14 protein-coding genes and 1 riboswitch are annotated in these 15,223 nt (G+C 36.0%); of the genes, 3 read left to right on the forward strand and 11 right to left on the reverse strand.

Features of this window, described 5'->3' with window-relative positions:
- Positions 1 to 320 precede the first annotated feature (320 nt).
- The 3 genes from fdhF to NSQ74_RS18795 are packed head-to-tail and all read left to right on the forward strand — an operon-like array spanning position 321 to position 4,800.
- Positions 321 to 3,257: a formate dehydrogenase subunit alpha gene (gene fdhF / locus NSQ74_RS18785; RefSeq protein ID WP_340825348.1), complete on the forward strand. Its 2,937-nt coding sequence runs from the start codon at positions 321 to 323 to the stop codon at positions 3,255 to 3,257.
- A gap of 4 nt (positions 3,258 to 3,261) precedes the next feature.
- On the forward strand, positions 3,262 to 3,741 hold the full coding sequence (locus NSQ74_RS18790; RefSeq protein ID WP_340825349.1) for a DUF1641 domain-containing protein: 480 nt from the start codon (positions 3,262 to 3,264) through the stop codon (positions 3,739 to 3,741).
- A 12-nt stretch (positions 3,742 to 3,753) separates the two neighbouring features.
- Entirely contained in the window at positions 3,754 to 4,800 is a 1,047-nt protein-coding gene (locus tag NSQ74_RS18795) for an Mrp/NBP35 family ATP-binding protein (protein ID WP_340825351.1), read from the forward strand.
- Positions 4,801 to 4,848: 48 nt separating this feature from the next.
- Here NSQ74_RS18795 and NSQ74_RS18800 read toward each other — a convergent pair whose 3' ends face one another.
- The 11 genes from NSQ74_RS18800 to NSQ74_RS18850 all read right to left on the reverse strand — a co-directional run bounded on the left by NSQ74_RS18800 (position 4,849) and on the right by NSQ74_RS18850 (position 15,219).
- The gene (locus NSQ74_RS18800) at positions 4,849 to 5,139 is read right to left on the reverse strand and encodes a hypothetical protein (protein WP_340825353.1); all 291 of its coding nucleotides are present in this window, start codon (positions 5,137 to 5,139) and stop codon (positions 4,849 to 4,851) included.
- 121 nt (positions 5,140 to 5,260) lie between these two features.
- The gene (locus NSQ74_RS18805; protein ID WP_340825355.1) at positions 5,261 to 6,388 is read right to left on the reverse strand and encodes a CamS family sex pheromone protein; all 1,128 of its coding nucleotides are present in this window, start codon (positions 6,386 to 6,388) and stop codon (positions 5,261 to 5,263) included.
- 280 nt (positions 6,389 to 6,668) lie between these two features.
- Positions 6,669 to 7,211 carry a GNAT family N-acetyltransferase gene (locus NSQ74_RS18810; protein WP_340825356.1) on the reverse strand — a complete coding sequence of 181 codons (543 nt, stop codon included), beginning with the start codon at positions 7,209 to 7,211 and terminating at the stop codon, positions 6,669 to 6,671.
- Positions 7,212 to 7,506: 295 nt separating this feature from the next.
- Positions 7,507 to 7,944, reverse strand: a complete 438-nt coding sequence (gene dut / locus NSQ74_RS18815) for a dUTP diphosphatase (RefSeq protein WP_340825357.1) — start codon at positions 7,942 to 7,944, stop codon at positions 7,507 to 7,509.
- 11 nt (positions 7,945 to 7,955) lie between these two features.
- Positions 7,956 to 8,924, reverse strand: coding sequence for a class 1b ribonucleoside-diphosphate reductase subunit beta (gene nrdF, locus NSQ74_RS18820; protein WP_340825359.1), 969 nt, complete (start codon positions 8,922 to 8,924; stop codon positions 7,956 to 7,958).
- Positions 8,912 to 11,005 (reverse strand): class 1b ribonucleoside-diphosphate reductase subunit alpha, encoded by a 2,094-nt coding sequence (gene nrdE, locus NSQ74_RS18825; RefSeq protein WP_340825361.1) that lies wholly within the window; start codon positions 11,003 to 11,005, stop codon positions 8,912 to 8,914. Before nrdE ends, nrdF begins: the two co-directional genes overlap by 13 nt.
- A complete protein-coding gene (gene nrdI, locus NSQ74_RS18830; protein ID WP_340825362.1) occupies positions 11,002 to 11,361 on the reverse strand; it encodes a class Ib ribonucleoside-diphosphate reductase assembly flavoprotein NrdI in 360 nt (119 codons plus the stop codon). The genes nrdE and nrdI overlap by 4 nt, the downstream gene beginning before the upstream one ends.
- On the reverse strand, positions 11,358 to 11,582 hold the full coding sequence (locus NSQ74_RS18835; RefSeq protein WP_173478376.1) for a glutaredoxin family protein: 225 nt from the start codon (positions 11,580 to 11,582) through the stop codon (positions 11,358 to 11,360). Before NSQ74_RS18835 ends, nrdI begins: the two co-directional genes overlap by 4 nt.
- A gap of 119 nt (positions 11,583 to 11,701) precedes the next feature.
- A riboswitch (cobalamin riboswitch) is annotated at positions 11,702 to 11,878 on the reverse strand.
- Between the two features lie 539 nt (positions 11,879 to 12,417).
- On the reverse strand, positions 12,418 to 13,326 hold the full coding sequence (locus NSQ74_RS18840; RefSeq protein WP_340825364.1) for a ferrochelatase: 909 nt from the start codon (positions 13,324 to 13,326) through the stop codon (positions 12,418 to 12,420).
- Positions 13,327 to 13,415: 89 nt separating this feature from the next.
- A complete protein-coding gene (locus NSQ74_RS18845) occupies positions 13,416 to 14,204 on the reverse strand; it encodes an ABC transporter ATP-binding protein (RefSeq protein ID WP_445669068.1) in 789 nt (262 codons plus the stop codon).
- Positions 14,191 to 15,219 carry a FecCD family ABC transporter permease gene (locus NSQ74_RS18850; protein WP_340825365.1) on the reverse strand — a complete coding sequence of 343 codons (1,029 nt, stop codon included), beginning with the start codon at positions 15,217 to 15,219 and terminating at the stop codon, positions 14,191 to 14,193. Before NSQ74_RS18850 ends, NSQ74_RS18845 begins: the two co-directional genes overlap by 14 nt.
- Positions 15,220 to 15,223: the final 4 nt, after the last annotated feature.

Here is a 15,223-nt window from a genome sequence, read left to right on the forward strand (position 1 = left end):
AATTCTATTGTTATTTAAAATAAAAGTAGATTGAGTTTTTAGCAAGACCTGCTAAGAATTTTATCCGCCATGAATGATTAGCATGTTTTGGACATGTAATTTCATGGTGGATTTTTTTATTTTTCTAAAAAACGAGACATGAATAATTTGTTATAATCTAGAAATTAAACCTATTTCGAGGTAGATTAAAGAACAATAGGGAATTACAATAATAACAAGACAATCGCTTCAAAAATAACCAACTCGATTTGTTATTCCCTTTTGTCTTTAGCCGTAACAAGTTGTCCTATAAGTCTCAAAGTGAATAGGAGGAAGTTACCTTGACTCAAATTAAAATTAATGGCGCTCCATATGATGTAAAAGAAGGAGCTACAATCCTTGATACCATTAATCAACATGCCATTCCTCATCCTCAGATTTGTCATGTGCCAGCTGTAGACCCAATTGAAACATGTGATACTTGTATTGTGGAGGTGAATGGCCAATTAGTTCGTTCCTGCTCCACAAAGGCAGTAGACGGCATGAATATTTTATTAACTTCTGACAAAGCAAAAGCTGCACAAACAGAAGCAATGGACCGTCTACTCGAAAACCATTTATTGTACTGTACAGTATGTGATAATAACAATGGAAATTGTACATTACACAACACAGCCGAATTAATGGAAATCGAGCATCAAAAATATCCGTACACGCCCAAAGTTGAACCACATGAAGTGGACATGTCGCATCCATTTTACCGATATGATCCCAACCAATGCATTGCATGTGGGCAATGTGTAGAAGTTTGCCAAAATTTACAGGTGAACGAAACATTATCACTCGATTGGGAAGCAGAACGACCACGTGTAATTTGGGATAAAGGTGCTGCCATTAATGATTCTTCCTGTGTAAGTTGTGGTCAATGTGTAACCGTTTGCCCATGTAACGCCTTAATGGAAAAATCCATGCTTGGAGAGGCTGGATTTATGACTGGTTTGAAACAGGATATGTTAGATCCAATGATCAGTTTGATTAAGGAAGTTGAACCGGGATATAGCGGTATTTTTGCCGTTTCTGAAGTGGAAGCAGCCATGCGTAGTAAACGCACTAAAAAAACGAAAACAGTTTGTACGTTCTGTGGTGTAGGTTGTTCATTCGAAGTATGGACAAAAGACCGAAAAATTTTAAAAGTACAGCCTTCCGATGGTCCAGTAAATGCAATTTCGACTTGTGTCAAAGGGAAATTCGGCTGGGATTTCGTCAATTCAGAAGAACGAATTACAAAACCACTTATACGTAAAAATGATGAGTTTGTTGAATCATCATGGGATGAAGCACTGGATCTAATTGCAACAAAACTTGGTGGTATTCAACAACAATATGGTCCTGGTTCTGTCGGCTTTATCTCTTCATCTAAAATTACAAATGAAGAAAATTATTTAATTCAAAAAATGGCTCGTCAGTTATTTGGAACAAATGACGTCGATAACTGTTCTCGTTATTGTCAATCTCCTGCTACTGATGGTTTATTACGTACAGTAGGCTTAGGCGGTGACGCTGGTACAATAAAAGATATTGCCAAAGCTGGTCTTGTCATTATTGTTGGTGCTAACCCAGCTGAAGGTCATCCCGTTTTAGCAACACGTGTGAAACGTGCGCATAAATTACATGGTCAGAAATTAATCGTTGCCGATATACGTAAACATGAAATGGCTGAGCGTTCCGATATCTTTATGCGTCCAAAACAAGGTACTGACCAAGTTTGGTTAATGGCAGTTACCAAATATATCATAGATCAAGGATGGCATGATGAAGCCTTTATTCGAGAAAATGTCCTTCATTTTGATGATTTCAAACAAGTACTTGAAACATATACACTTGATTATGCGCAAGAAATGACTGGTATTACGAAAGAAACATTGATTGAAGTTGCTGAGATGATTCGTGATGCAGACGGTACATGCGTTCTTTGGGGCATGGGTGTAACACAAAATACTGGAGGTTCATACACATCAGCAGCTATTTCAAATTTACTATTATCAACTGGTAACTATCGCCGTCCCGGTGCTGGGGCCTACCCTCTTCGCGGTCATAACAATGTTCAAGGTGCTTGTGATATGGGAACATTACCAAATCTATTACCAGGCTATCAAAAAGTGACTGATGATGCGGCACGTGCAAAATTCGAAAAAGCTTATGGTGTTCCTATTCAGTCCAAACCAGGTCGTACTAATATGCAAATGTTAGATGCCATTATGGAAGGTAAAATGAAAGCGATGTATTTAGTGGGCGAAGATATGGCGCTTGTTGACTGTAATGCCAACCATGTAGATGAGGTCCTTTCACAAATAGAATTTTTTGTAGTACAGGATTGTTTCCTATCACGTACAGCACAATATGCAGATGTTATTTTACCAGCTGCCCCTTCCCTTGAAAAAGAAGGTACATTTACAAATACTGAACGTCGAGTTCAGCGCCTGTATCAAGTTTTACCAACACTTGGTGAATCAAAAGCAGATTGGGAAATCCTTCAAGCCGTAGCACGTCGATTAGGAGCAGATTGGCATTATGATCATCCAAGTGATATTTTTGATGAAATGGCGAGCCTGTCTCCTCTATTTTCACAAGCTAACTATGATGTCTTAGAAGGCTGGGATAGTTTCTGTTGGGGTAGCCACGATGGTAAAGATACACCGTTATTGTATGAAGACGGCTTTAACTTCCCTGATAAAAAAGCGCGTTTTGCTTTAAATGATTGGGTACAACCAGTTGAATTTGAGGCACAATACGATTGTCATATTAACAATGGTCGTATGCTTGAACACTTCCACGAAGGAAATTTAACAAATAAATCGAAAGGTATTCAATCAAAGGTACCTGAGATTTTCGTTGAAGTCTCACCAGAATTGGCAAAAGAACGAGGCATTGAAGATGGGGCCCTACTCCGTTTAGTATCTCCATATGGCGCGTTAAAGTTAAATGCCCTTGTTACAGATCGCGTACAAGGAAATGAATTATTTTTACCAATGAACTCTGTTAGCAAAGATTCAGCTATCAACTTCTTAACTGGTCCTGCAGCAGATGTTAATACATCAACACCAGCTTATAAACAAACAAAAGTACGAGTAGAAGTGCTAAAAGCAAAAGGCAAAACACCACTTCCTCGCACTAACCCTCGCTATAAAAAGCGTCATCCTCAAAATGGTGTTGAGGTACAACGAAAATGGAATCGTCCTGGCTACGTTCACTTAACAACCATAAACGAAAGAGAGTGAGAGCATGGCTGCACCCATTACAAATATAAAAAAACAACAAGTAACAGAAGAACAGCTAAAGGAACAAAAATTAGAAAATCTCAAACAACTGCTTTCTGATCAAGAAGAAGCGGTCAATCAAGTGTTGCTTATTATGGCTGAATTAAATGATATCGGTGCATTAGAAGCAGCAATGAAGCTACTAGAAGCTAAAGAAGAAGTCGCCCATGTTGCACTTGGACAATTAACACGTAAACCTGTAACTAATATCATTAATAATTTAATGGGTGTTGCGGGAGCATTGACGGAGCTAAGTCCTGAAACAACGACTAAGCTAATTGATGGCTTAAATTCAGGTGTAGAGGAAGCCAACAAAGCACTTGAATCCGATGAAAAAGTAAGTGCATTTAAGCTTGTAAAAATGTTAAATGATCCAGATGTCAATCGTGCGCTAAATTTTGGGGTCCATTTCTTAAAGGGACTTGGCAAAGGTTTAAAAGAATAAGGTGGTTCTGTTATGTTAGTACAAGAAGATGTAATCAACGCATTACAACAAGTTCAAGATCCTGAGCTTCATCAGAGTATCGTCACATTGAATATGGTGCGCAATATTCATATACATGACACCCATCTATCACTGGATATTATTTTAACGATTCCAGGATGTCCGTTAAAAGCGAAAATTAAGCAAGATGTGGAGGAAGCATTACAAGCGATTGGTGCAACCAGTGTTGCCATTACCTTTGGCGCTATGACAGATCAGGAACGTCGTGCATTAACCGCCTCTTTACAAGAGAAAAATGTTGATGCACAAGGCATGCCGCACATGTTGCAGCTTAATTCTGGTGTGCAATTCATTGCTATCACAAGTGGCAAAGGCGGTGTTGGGAAATCGACTGTTACGATTAATTTAGCGGTCGCTCTTGCCCGTCTTGGTAAACGTGTAGGCATACTTGATGCTGATATTTATGGTTTTAGTATTCCTGCTATGATGAACATTGACCAAAAGCCTACTATGCTTGATCAAACAGCGATTCCTATTGAAAGTCATGGGGTTAAATTGATGTCGATGGGCTTTTTCACAAATGGGAACCAGCCTGTTATGTGGCGTGGTCCTATGCTTAACAAATGGATTCGTAATTTCCTTGTCAATACGTTATGGGGCGATTTGGACTATCTTTTGATTGATTTACCTCCAGGAACTGGGGATGTGGCCATTGATATGGCAGCGATGATTCCACAAGCACAAGAAATCATCGTGACAACACCGCATCTTGCCGCGTCTCACGTCGCATCCCGTGCAGGCTTGATGGCACAACATACGAAGCATACTATACTTGGTGTAGTAGAAAACATGGCTTATTTTGCAGGGGCAGATGGTCAAAAAAACTATCTATTTGGACAAGGTGGAGCCGAACAATTGGCTGATTTACTGCAAACCCAAGTAATAGCTCATATTCCTTTCGCCCAGCCTGAGGAAAATACAGGCTCCTCTGTATATGATGAAGAAACAATTATCGGCGAATTATTTACTCAGCTAGCAGAAGATTTACTATATTATTAAACATAAATCCCTTGATTTGCTTTTACACAAATCAAGGGATTTTTTCTGTCACAAATAGCCCGCCTTTTTTAATACTTGCATGAAATAAAAACGATACGTATTTTGCACAAATGTCTCTAAAGAAAGCCCTACATTCACCTGATATTTCGTAAAAATAAAATAAAACCGTTTATCCCATTTTAAACGTAATAACGCTCCTGCATCTTCACCATACTTCGCTGTAAATTCCACAATTAAAGGCTCAATCATCTCATAACAATAGTCTTTTAAATTCGCTAGTGCTTCGATATCTTTATCCCTTTGAAAGCGAACAATCCAATCCACTAATTGCTCATTCATGTCCGAACGTCATCCTTTTATATAGAGTTTCTTCCTATTTAATAATACTCTTTTTTTATGGAGCCGAAAAGTGAACAAAACTTAGCTTATTGAATTATCAGAATTGTTTGGGTGACTGGCACTATATTGGGGTTGCGAAAATTTGTTTTTCTTCTGGGTCCCATAAAACAATTCCAACATCTTGTTTTTGATCGACAATACGAATCGTAACAGGAACATAGTCAAATAAAATAGAATTTAATTTTGTACTAATAAACTGCAAAAGACCAATTAATTCTGTATCATTTATTAAAGGTGCATGTACCTCTATTTTTATATCCGCTAATTTTCCATCTTCATATCGAAGCTTTCCAAATGCTTTAGGATTTAAATGTTTGAAATTCTTTTGTATTTCTTCTTTAAAACTTAATAATTTATTATATGTATCTTGATCCAAACTATATAAGGCATCGGAAGGGAATGTGTAATCTTTCTTATCTATGTCAGTCCATTTATCTATTTTATCCTTGCTCTCTGCAATAAAGGTTTCAGCTAAAAAAATGCCTGGAAGTATATCATTTTTATTGGATTCTTGATACAACGTTAAATAGATTGGAACATTAGGCATTGCTTCATTTTTTCTGATATCTTTTACTATTGTTTCAGCTATTTTTTTACCATAATTACCTACATCATTTACATCATCGTTATTATTATCAACTTTCACTTGGTCTGTATAAATCAAGCCTTTATCATCAGATACTCGTATGTCATAATATTCATTTAACGATATGGCTAATGCTATCCCTTCTATTTTCCCACTTTTTTTGTTAATGTAATTTTGTTCTAACACATGTGATAAAATTAGCGGATTCGCTTTTTCATCCTCTAAAACATTACCAGTACTATTTTCTATTGGTGGATTTAAACCTAAGCCTTCTTCAGTTTTCCTAGCTAACCATTGCCTAATCATATTTTTATCTAAATATTGGCCTTCCTGCATATAAAAACTACTTGGCGAAAAATAATTTACTGATAAATTCATTAACCCCTTCTCAATTTCATTAATATTTAAAGTATTATTCATATTACTAACAATTAATCCTCTGGCAACATTCAATTTAGCAGGCTGTTGAATTTCGTATGTTTCCTTTTTCTGAATTGAAGAAATATACATTTTCTCTTGATTATTATCGTCTTCATCTTCACTACAAGCAGCTAAAAAAAATAAAGGTGATATTAATAATAGTGCACTTTTTCTAATATTCATGTCTATAATGCTCCTTTCTTATTGTGATATTATGAAAATCTTTCACTACTATCGTCATACCTTATATTACCATAAGTTCTATTAATATTTATATTAAAGACTTTATATATTGCAACCGCTTTTTGTTATTTAAAGAAGGTGCAAAACGTCCAGTTGCTAGCAAATAAAACAATCGTTTTACTGTTATTTAAAGTGCATTTTGCATCCAAAATGGAGTTTAATCTACATACAAAAAACCCTATAAAAATACAGGGTCTTTGTAAATGATTTATATCAATAATTAACTCTCACTCATAAAGGCTTTTGAATAATTTACTGTTCCTTGAACATTAGTCAAAGAATCTTTCGTCAGTTCAATTGCCATAAATACTTCATCTGGCACTTCAAAAGGTGCTTTTATATTCCATAAACTTGCCTTTTTAAATCCGAATTTCGGATAATAATCTTTGTGTCCTAAAACGATTACTGACTGAAAACCAAGCTCTTTTGCACGTTTTAAAGCTGCATTAATGAGTTGACTACCTACACCTTTCTTGTGGTATTCAGGTGCGACTGCAACAGGAGCAAGTGCTAAAGAATCTACAGTTAAATTAGAAGAGACAATTGTTATTTTAGATAAAAGAATATGACCAACAATTTCATCCGTTTCCTGATTTATCGCTACTAATGATAAGTCAGAAACAAAAGCAACGGATTCCCTAATTTTATTCACAAGAAAATGCTCTTGTTTGTCACTTTGTTCTACATTTAAAAATGCCATTTTGACAACATCTTCAATTTTTTTGCAATCTGAAGGGTGCTCTTGCCTAATTTTAATATTCATATACTCTCCTATTTTTAAAAAATTTTCGTTTTAAAAAATTTAGAAATTACCCAACATACCTTCTTAATAATAATTATTAAGAAAGTTTACACCCCAGTAAGAAACATAAGTTTATCAAACAAAAACCTCCAATATAATATGAGCCTATTTTATTTCAAATTTATATGGCAAGTCAAACATGCTATTTTTTCGAATGAAATAAGTAACTGTGAAATTGTGTGTAAATTGTGTGGGTGACTGGCACTCCCAAAAAAAAATTAAGTTCGGTACTGTACCGAACTTAATCCTTACGAACTTATTTTGTTCCGCTTGCTCCAAATCCAGAAGCTCCACGAACAGTTTGAGATAATTCATTTACTTCTAGCAGTTGAATAGAAGGGACAATTTGGATTACCATTTGGGCAATGCGCATTGATTTCTCAACGATAAATGTTTCTTTACCATGATTAATTAAAATAACGCCAATTTCGCCTCTGTATCCTTCATCAATTGTACCTGGACTATTGAGAACAGTTACACTATGTTTTAATGCTAGTCCACTTCTTGGACGAACTTGCGCTTCTGTCCCTTTTGGTAATTCAATTTGTAAGCCTGTTTTTATTAATCTTGCTTCTCCCGAAGGAATTTCGACTGCTTCAATTGAATAAAGATCCATTCCCGCATCACCTGGATTTGCTTGCAAAGGTAGCAATGCATCAGCATGAATTCTTTTGATTTTTACGTCTAAGTTCATTATTTTCATCCTTAACGATTAAATTTAAATGTGTCATCTGTAATTGGCGCTACTTTTGCTTTTGCGTAAGTAGAACCCTTTTGTGAAAAGAAGTCATATGTTGAACCTTCATTGCGAATACCATTCATAACGATAGGATTAACTTCTTCTTCCGGGAACATTGGGTCAAATCCAACATTCATTAACGCTTTATTAGCATTATAGCGAACGTAAGCTTTTACTTCAGGCGATAAACCTGTTTCAGCATAAATATCCTCTGTATAATTCATTTCATTTTGATATAAATCCAGCAATAATTCATAACCCCATAATGTTAGCTCTTCTTGCTTTTCCTTAGAAAATTGCTTATATAAATTTTGAGCAAAGAAGCCTACTGCCACACCGTGGATGGATTCATCGCGTAAAATAAGGGAAATAATTTCTGCACTATTGCGAAGAAAGCCTTGCCCGCCTAAGTACAATGGGTAGAAGAAGCCAGAGTAGAAAAGGAATGATTCTAGCATAACGGACGAGAACATCGCTTTCCACAAACTTTCTGAATCCCCTTCTTCAATACTATTATAAATATCTGCAATTTTATTAGCCTTATATTGTAGATATTCATTTTTCTTTACCCATTCAAATAGCGCGTCAATTTCTTCATTTGTACAAAGCGTTGTGAATATATATGAGTAAGATTTTGCATGGATCGCTTCAAATGCATCAAATACAGTAAGAACAGCCTTTTCTTGAAGATCTGTTGTAAATGCAGCAACACGGTTCATCCCAATATTTGTTTGAACTGTATCAAGTAATGTTAAGCCTGCAAATACTTTCTTATACGTATCTTGGTGCTCGAAATTTTTCCACTGTTGGATATCCTTACTTACTGCAATTTCTTCTGGAAACCAAATTTGTTTCCATTGTTGGTCCCAAAATACTTGTGCTAGTTCACTCGTTGACTTATTCCAATTGACCGCTTCGTAAATTATATTTGACATGCGACACACTCCTCTAAGCTTTGCAAACGTTGACGGACATAATAAACAGATTTAATTCCCTTTACCCAAGCATAAATATAAATTTTAGCCAACTGTTCCGTTGTCCAGTTATCAGTTACATACAGCGTCATCGAAATACCTTGGTCTACATGTTTTTGAGATGCTGCATACAAATCGATTAAATCATATGGATTCACATCATATGCTTCAACATATAAATGACTGTTATCATTTGTTAAATGTGGCATTGGGTAAATTGTTCGACTATCCGCATAATCACGTACCTCTACGCGCTCAGTACTTGGTGCAATCGAAGCTGTACAGCTACGAATGTATGAAATACTACCAGTTGGTGCAATAGCTAAACGATAAGAATGGAATAAACCATATTGCATAACATCCTGTTTTAATGTTTCCCACATTTTTGATGTCACAATTGGAATATTTCCTAGTGCTTTTAATACAACGGGTGAGAGCTCTACTTCGATTTTATTTACATATTGATCAAAATAAACGCCTGAAGCATAATCACTATCTTCAAAACGGTAGAACGTTTCGCTTCTTTCCTTAGCAATCTCCATAGATGATTTAAGTGAATAATAGTTCATCGCTTCCATAAAGCTATCCATAAAATCAATCGAATCCTTTGAACCATACATGATTCCTTCTGTAACAAGATGGCCATGTAAATTCATACAACCAAGCCCTACCGAATGCATTAGTTTATTTGCTTTAGCTACAGGCGGTACATTCGTGATGTTCGTCATTTGCGACACATTCGTTAATAAATGCATTGCTGTATCAACTAATGTTCCAAAATCATTTACTTTACTTGCGGCATGAATATCAATTGAACCTAGGTTACACGATACATCCAGCCCGTATTCATTTGGTTCATTTTGGTCAGAAATTATACTTGTTTCTTGTACTTGTAGAATTTCTGTACATAGGTTTGACATTTTTACACGGCCTATATTTTTAAGTGGATGTACATCGTTGACATTATCATCAAAAATTTCGAAAGGATAGCCTGATTCAAATTGTGCTTTTTTCACTTCTGTATAAAGTCTACGAGCATTCAAGCGTTTAATTTTACGGATATTCGGGTTATCTAGTAACTCGTAATACATCTCAGTAATAGAGATTTCAGACATCCGTTTACCATATTCTTTATAAATATCATATGGGCTAAACAACACAATATCTTTATCACGTTTCATCAGTTCAAAGAAAATACTTGGAATAATAATACCTGTTGATAGCGTTGCAAGACGAATTTTATCATCCGCATTTGGCTTTTTCGATGAAATAAAATTTTCTATATCTGCGTGGAAAATATTTAGATAGACAACGCCAGAGCCGTTTCGTTGTCCAAGCTGATTCGAATAGCTAAACGAATTTTCTAAAAGTTTAGCAACTGGGATAACACCACTTGCACGATTTAAAATTTCTTTAATTGGATCACCTAATGGACGTAAATCAGTTAAGTTTACCCCCACTCCACCTCCAAGGCGAGATAGCTCCAAACAATAACCAATATTTTCAGCAATACTATTCATTGAATCGTCCATTGATAGTTTAAAGCAGCTTACTAATTCGCCACGTGCTTTTTTCCCACTGTTTAATGCAGTTGGCGTTGCTGGTTGGTACGCTTCCATCATTGCCTCAACAGAACGTTCTGCTAACACAGTGTTCCCTTGTGCTAAATATAAAGCGATGATAACAATACGATCTTCATATTTTTCTAAAATTTCTTCTCCGTCACGACTTTTCATTGCGTAGCTATCATAAAATTTACTCGCACTCATAAATGAAGGGAAACGGAAATTGTAATCGTATGCTTTTTTGTATAGATGTTTAATAAAATCTATATCATACATGTCAATAAATTGTTTCTCATAGTAACCCTCATCGACTAAATAGCGAATTTTTTCTTCAATATCAATAAAATAACGTAGACGCACATTTACATATTCTAAAAAATAACGGCGTGTTGCTTCACGGTCCTTTTCAAGCTCTAATTGACCTGTCGTGCTATAGCGATTAAGCACCTCATTATTAAGCTTTAAATATGTTTTCATCCCTTCACCCTCGTTTCATAAAACATTTGTATTACTTCATAATCAGCCTGATATCCCCGTAAATCTAATTTACATACTAACGGGACCTTATAGGCTTCTGCAATTTTCTCACCAGCTCCGCCAAACACATGGTGTCCAAAATTACTATTACCACTAACAGCTACTCCCTTGCAAAATTCCTTGTTTTGCTCTAAAAAGCGGGCTACTTTTGCAGGAATATCACCTAAGCCGTCTGTGTATGTTATTAAAAGATAGGGCTCAGTCAACAATAATCCTTCATATATTTCAATTGACTCACCATCTAATTTAGTAACAATACTTCGCACATTACCTGTACGACTGGCATAAACGATCATATTGCAATCATCTCAATTTGAGAAACGATTTCTTTGACATCTCCTATAAATGTGTCATTTACTTCAAGAACAGGCACACTTAAAAAGCCTGCGTCCATAATTTTTTGTTTTGCTTGTTCGTCATGATCAATATTCACAATTTCTGCCTCAAGTCCTGCACGTTGTAATTCCGATTTGACCCAAAGACATTTTGGGCATATAGTTTTAGTATAAAGTTTCATTTTAAATTCCCTCTTTTCATAATATAAAAAGGCTATCTCTCGGGAGAGACAGCCTAAGTTAGAAACGTAAAAAAGCCAAAGAATAGTCACGTCCCCATTTCTTATTCCCCGAAGAAAGGTTGATTTGTTTTATGATAGGCAGGTCTCCTGGCTTTGCTTCATTCTCTGATATCCTTCCCATACCAACGCACAGTGGATTAAATCATCGTCAGCTTAACAGTTGCGGGGACAGCGTCGGATATACCGAACTTCCCTATTAAACTACATATAGTAGTACCTACATAAAACGAACACAATATATTGTTATTGAACACAATTAAGTGTACCATCCTTCAAGTAAAAAGTAAATCCAGAAAAGTGAATTCTTTATAGTGTAACTTTTCATTATATTCTTTAGGAAGAACAAACTGTTAATAAATGAAAACGACTAGCTAGTTAAGCATAATAAACAACATAGTTAGTAGTTCCAAAGAAGTATAGCTTGATTTATAGAGACTATTCATAGAATCTCCAGGAATTATTATGCTACCTACTGCAGCCTATATTAAACTGAAGATTATATTTAATATACTTCTTAATATAAGTTTATATCTGTTAAACCATTTTAGCCACTATCGTAAGCCCTATTACTTTTTAGAAAAAAGATTTTAAAATGAACCTGCCGTATGTTCGATTTCATTTTTAATCATTTTGTAGCGATCAAACCTGTCTTTGTTGTTTTGCACTCGTTTGCTTTTCTAATTAAAAACAAATAGCCATCTGACATCAATGAAATCTCGACATCAGATGGCAATATAAGTTTTAAGCATGACTACACGTAAAGGTACCGACTAGCTCAGTTATGAGCTGGAATAAATGATTCAACAATTGCAGCTAAAGCTTGAATGGTATCATAGCTATCACCTGGAAACTCCGATTGGGCAAAGTCGACTTGAAGTTCCTCACACAATCTATGACACTCATATCCTACTTCAAAATAGGACTCAATATCCGCTGAAAGGGAAAGGAGCTCACAAGTGACGATACCTTGAGCACCCTCGCCTTGCAATGTATTAATTTTATCTTTTACATTTGGACCTAGCCAGTCACCTTTCCCATGACCGCTTCGATATGTAATATGCCAGTTATCAATTTGAACTGCTTTTGAAATGGCTTCGGCTAATTCGGAAAATTGGCGTACATAGTTCTCGTTTTTTTCCGGATCAATTGGCTGACTATGGACGGTATATAAAACATGCGTCTGTGCTCGTTTTTCAACAGGAATCCATTCATATGCACGTTGAACACGATCTTTATATACAGCAAGTAATTCATCGTTTAAATGCCAATTTTTCGCATGAATGACCTTAACGTCATGAGAAGCTAATAACGTACTAACTTCATCATGAAACGCTGCAGCACCTGTAGACATAATCGGATTTACAGGTAGCGTAATAAAAGTTGTGATACCCTCTTTAAGCATTGTGTCAACAACATCTGGAATATAAGGTTCTGTATGTTTGTATGCATTATATACTTTTACAGGCTGTGTTAAGCGATTCTGTAAAGAATGTTCCAGCCCTTTAGCAATACGCCCCGTATTTACTGCTAATGGATCAACACCACCTAATTTTTTAAATTGTGCCGTAACGTTTTCAATCACATGAGGTGGTGGTGTTTTACCTTTCATTATATGTGTAAAATAAGGTGTTACATCGTCTAAAGATTTCGGTGCGCCATAAGCGTAATAAATTATACCAATCATATTTTAAATCTCCTTTTCTTCATTATAATAAGTTAATTTTTATGGATGTTGTAGTTGCTGCATATTTCTACCCGAAACATGAGCTTCCATCATTTGCAAGAATTTGAGCACAATTTTACCGGGGTAAAGATTGGATTTCCATCTTGCATATAAATTTCAGCATCAATTTCAAAAATTGTTTGAAACATTTCTTTACATAATACACAATGTGGTGAATCGTCGTAATGTATTTTTCCTTTCTTTAGTACAATCAGCCGTTCACTATTTTGTGCAGCTTGGTTAATATCATGTAACACCATAATAACGGTCATATTGTATTTATGATTTAACTCTTTTACAAGCTCCATCACTTCTAATTGATGTGCAATATCTAGATATGTTGTTGGTTCATCTAGCAGTAACACTTTAGGATGCTGCGCTACAGTCATTGCAATCCAAGCACGTTGCCGTTCACCTCCAGACATCGAAGGCAGTACACGATTTTGCAAGTCTTTCAATCCAGTTACATCAATCGCCCAATCGACAATTTCTTTATCCTCTTTTGACAGGACCGTCTTCCCTCCGCTATGCGGATGACGCCCAAACTCTACTAACTCGCGCACTGTTAAATCTAATTGATGACTATTCATTTGCGGGAGCATCGTTAGTGTTTTAGCCACTTCTTTCGACTTCATTTCATGAATGTTTCGTTCATCTAAAAATACTGTACCACTATTTGGTTTTAAAAGACGTGAAATCACACGTAATAATGTTGATTTCCCCGAGCCATTTGGACCTATTAAACTAACAACTTCTCCTTCATTGATCTTCAAGGTAATATCATCTAACTTGAACTTGGTGAACTCATGTTGATATTGAATGTGCTCAGTTCGTAGCAATGGAATTCCCCTTTCTATGAATTAAATAAAGGAAATACGGCCCACCAATAAATGCTAGTAAAATGCCAACAGGAAACTCAATAGGATCAAATACTGTTCTCGCAATTGTATCAGCGAAAACAACAAGTAAGCCACCAGCTAAAGCTGAAGTAGGTAGTAAATATTTATGATCTCCACCGATAATTAGTCGTAAAATATGCGGTACAACCAAACCGACAAACCCAATTAATCCGGCAACACTTACTGCTATTCCTGCTAATAGCGTACTTAATGCAATTAAAAAGAATCGACTTCGTTCAACATTGTGCCCTAAAAGGCTTGCCATTTCATCTCCAAGACACATAATACGAATATGTTTAATTGCATAAAAGGATAATACAATTGCTACAAGAACATAGTAAATAATCATTTTAAACTGCACCCAACCAACACCAGTCAAACCACCAGACAACCATGGCAAGACAGATTGTACACGATCGCTATACAAAATCATAAGTGCATTTGTTCCTGCACCACAAAGTGCATTAATGGCTACCCCTACTAAAATAATTCGCATTGGGGATGTACCACCCTTTTTCACCGATAAAGAATACACTATCATTGCGGCGACAAAGGCACCTAAAAAAGCTGCAATAGGTAAATATATGATATAGCCAGGAAAAACAACCATTACTGCCACCGCCATAATTCCAGCGCCGGAAGTAATTCCAATTACCCCTGGGTCAGCTAATGGATTTTGCATGACACCTTGTAAAATCGAGCCTGCAATAGCCAAACAAACGCCTATAATTATACCCGTTAGTATACGGGGCATACGGATTTCCCACACGATTCGTCGTGCCATCGTATCTTCTGAACTAAAAATTCCATTAAACACTTCACTTACCGAAAACGAAACTTGCCCGATCATAAGGCTACCAACACTCACTATAATCAACAGGATCGGTAACATAATGAGAGCCAATCTTCGTTTTTTAGCAAGAGGGTGTGCATATTTTTCCTCTTCTACTATCATTCGT

The organism is Lysinibacillus sp. FSL W8-0992 (assembly GCF_038008685.1).
Taxonomy (GTDB): domain Bacteria; phylum Bacillota; class Bacilli; order Bacillales_A; family Planococcaceae; genus Lysinibacillus.

What these genes read in the sequence shown, in the direction of transcription:
- NSQ74_RS18790 (WP_340825349.1), top strand. Translation starts at nt 3,262, where the DNA reads ATGGCTGCACCCATTACAAATATAAAAAAACAACAAGTAACAGAAGAA.
- NSQ74_RS18795 (WP_340825351.1), top strand. Translation starts at nt 3,754, where the DNA reads ATGTTAGTACAAGAAGATGTAATCAACGCATTACAACAAGTTCAAGAT.
- NSQ74_RS18800 (WP_340825353.1), bottom strand. Translation starts at nt 5,139, where the DNA reads ATGAATGAGCAATTAGTGGATTGGATTGTTCGCTTTCAAAGGGATAAA.
- NSQ74_RS18805 (WP_340825355.1), bottom strand. Translation starts at nt 6,388, where the DNA reads ATGAATATTAGAAAAAGTGCACTATTATTAATATCACCTTTATTTTTT.
- NSQ74_RS18810 (WP_340825356.1), bottom strand. Translation starts at nt 7,211, where the DNA reads ATGAATATTAAAATTAGGCAAGAGCACCCTTCAGATTGCAAAAAAATT.
- dut (WP_340825357.1), bottom strand. Translation starts at nt 7,944, where the DNA reads ATGAACTTAGACGTAAAAATCAAAAGAATTCATGCTGATGCATTGCTA.
- nrdF (WP_340825359.1), bottom strand. Translation starts at nt 8,924, where the DNA reads ATGTCAAATATAATTTACGAAGCGGTCAATTGGAATAAGTCAACGAGT.
- nrdE (WP_340825361.1), bottom strand. Translation starts at nt 11,005, where the DNA reads ATGAAAACATATTTAAAGCTTAATAATGAGGTGCTTAATCGCTATAGC.
- nrdI (WP_340825362.1), bottom strand. Translation starts at nt 11,361, where the DNA reads ATGATCGTTTATGCCAGTCGTACAGGTAATGTGCGAAGTATTGTTACT.
- NSQ74_RS18835 (WP_173478376.1), bottom strand. Translation starts at nt 11,582, where the DNA reads ATGAAACTTTATACTAAAACTATATGCCCAAAATGTCTTTGGGTCAAA.
- NSQ74_RS18840 (WP_340825364.1), bottom strand. Translation starts at nt 13,326, where the DNA reads ATGATTGGTATAATTTATTACGCTTATGGCGCACCGAAATCTTTAGAC.
- NSQ74_RS18850 (WP_340825365.1), bottom strand. Translation starts at nt 15,219, where the DNA reads ATGATAGTAGAAGAGGAAAAATATGCACACCCTCTTGCTAAAAAACGA.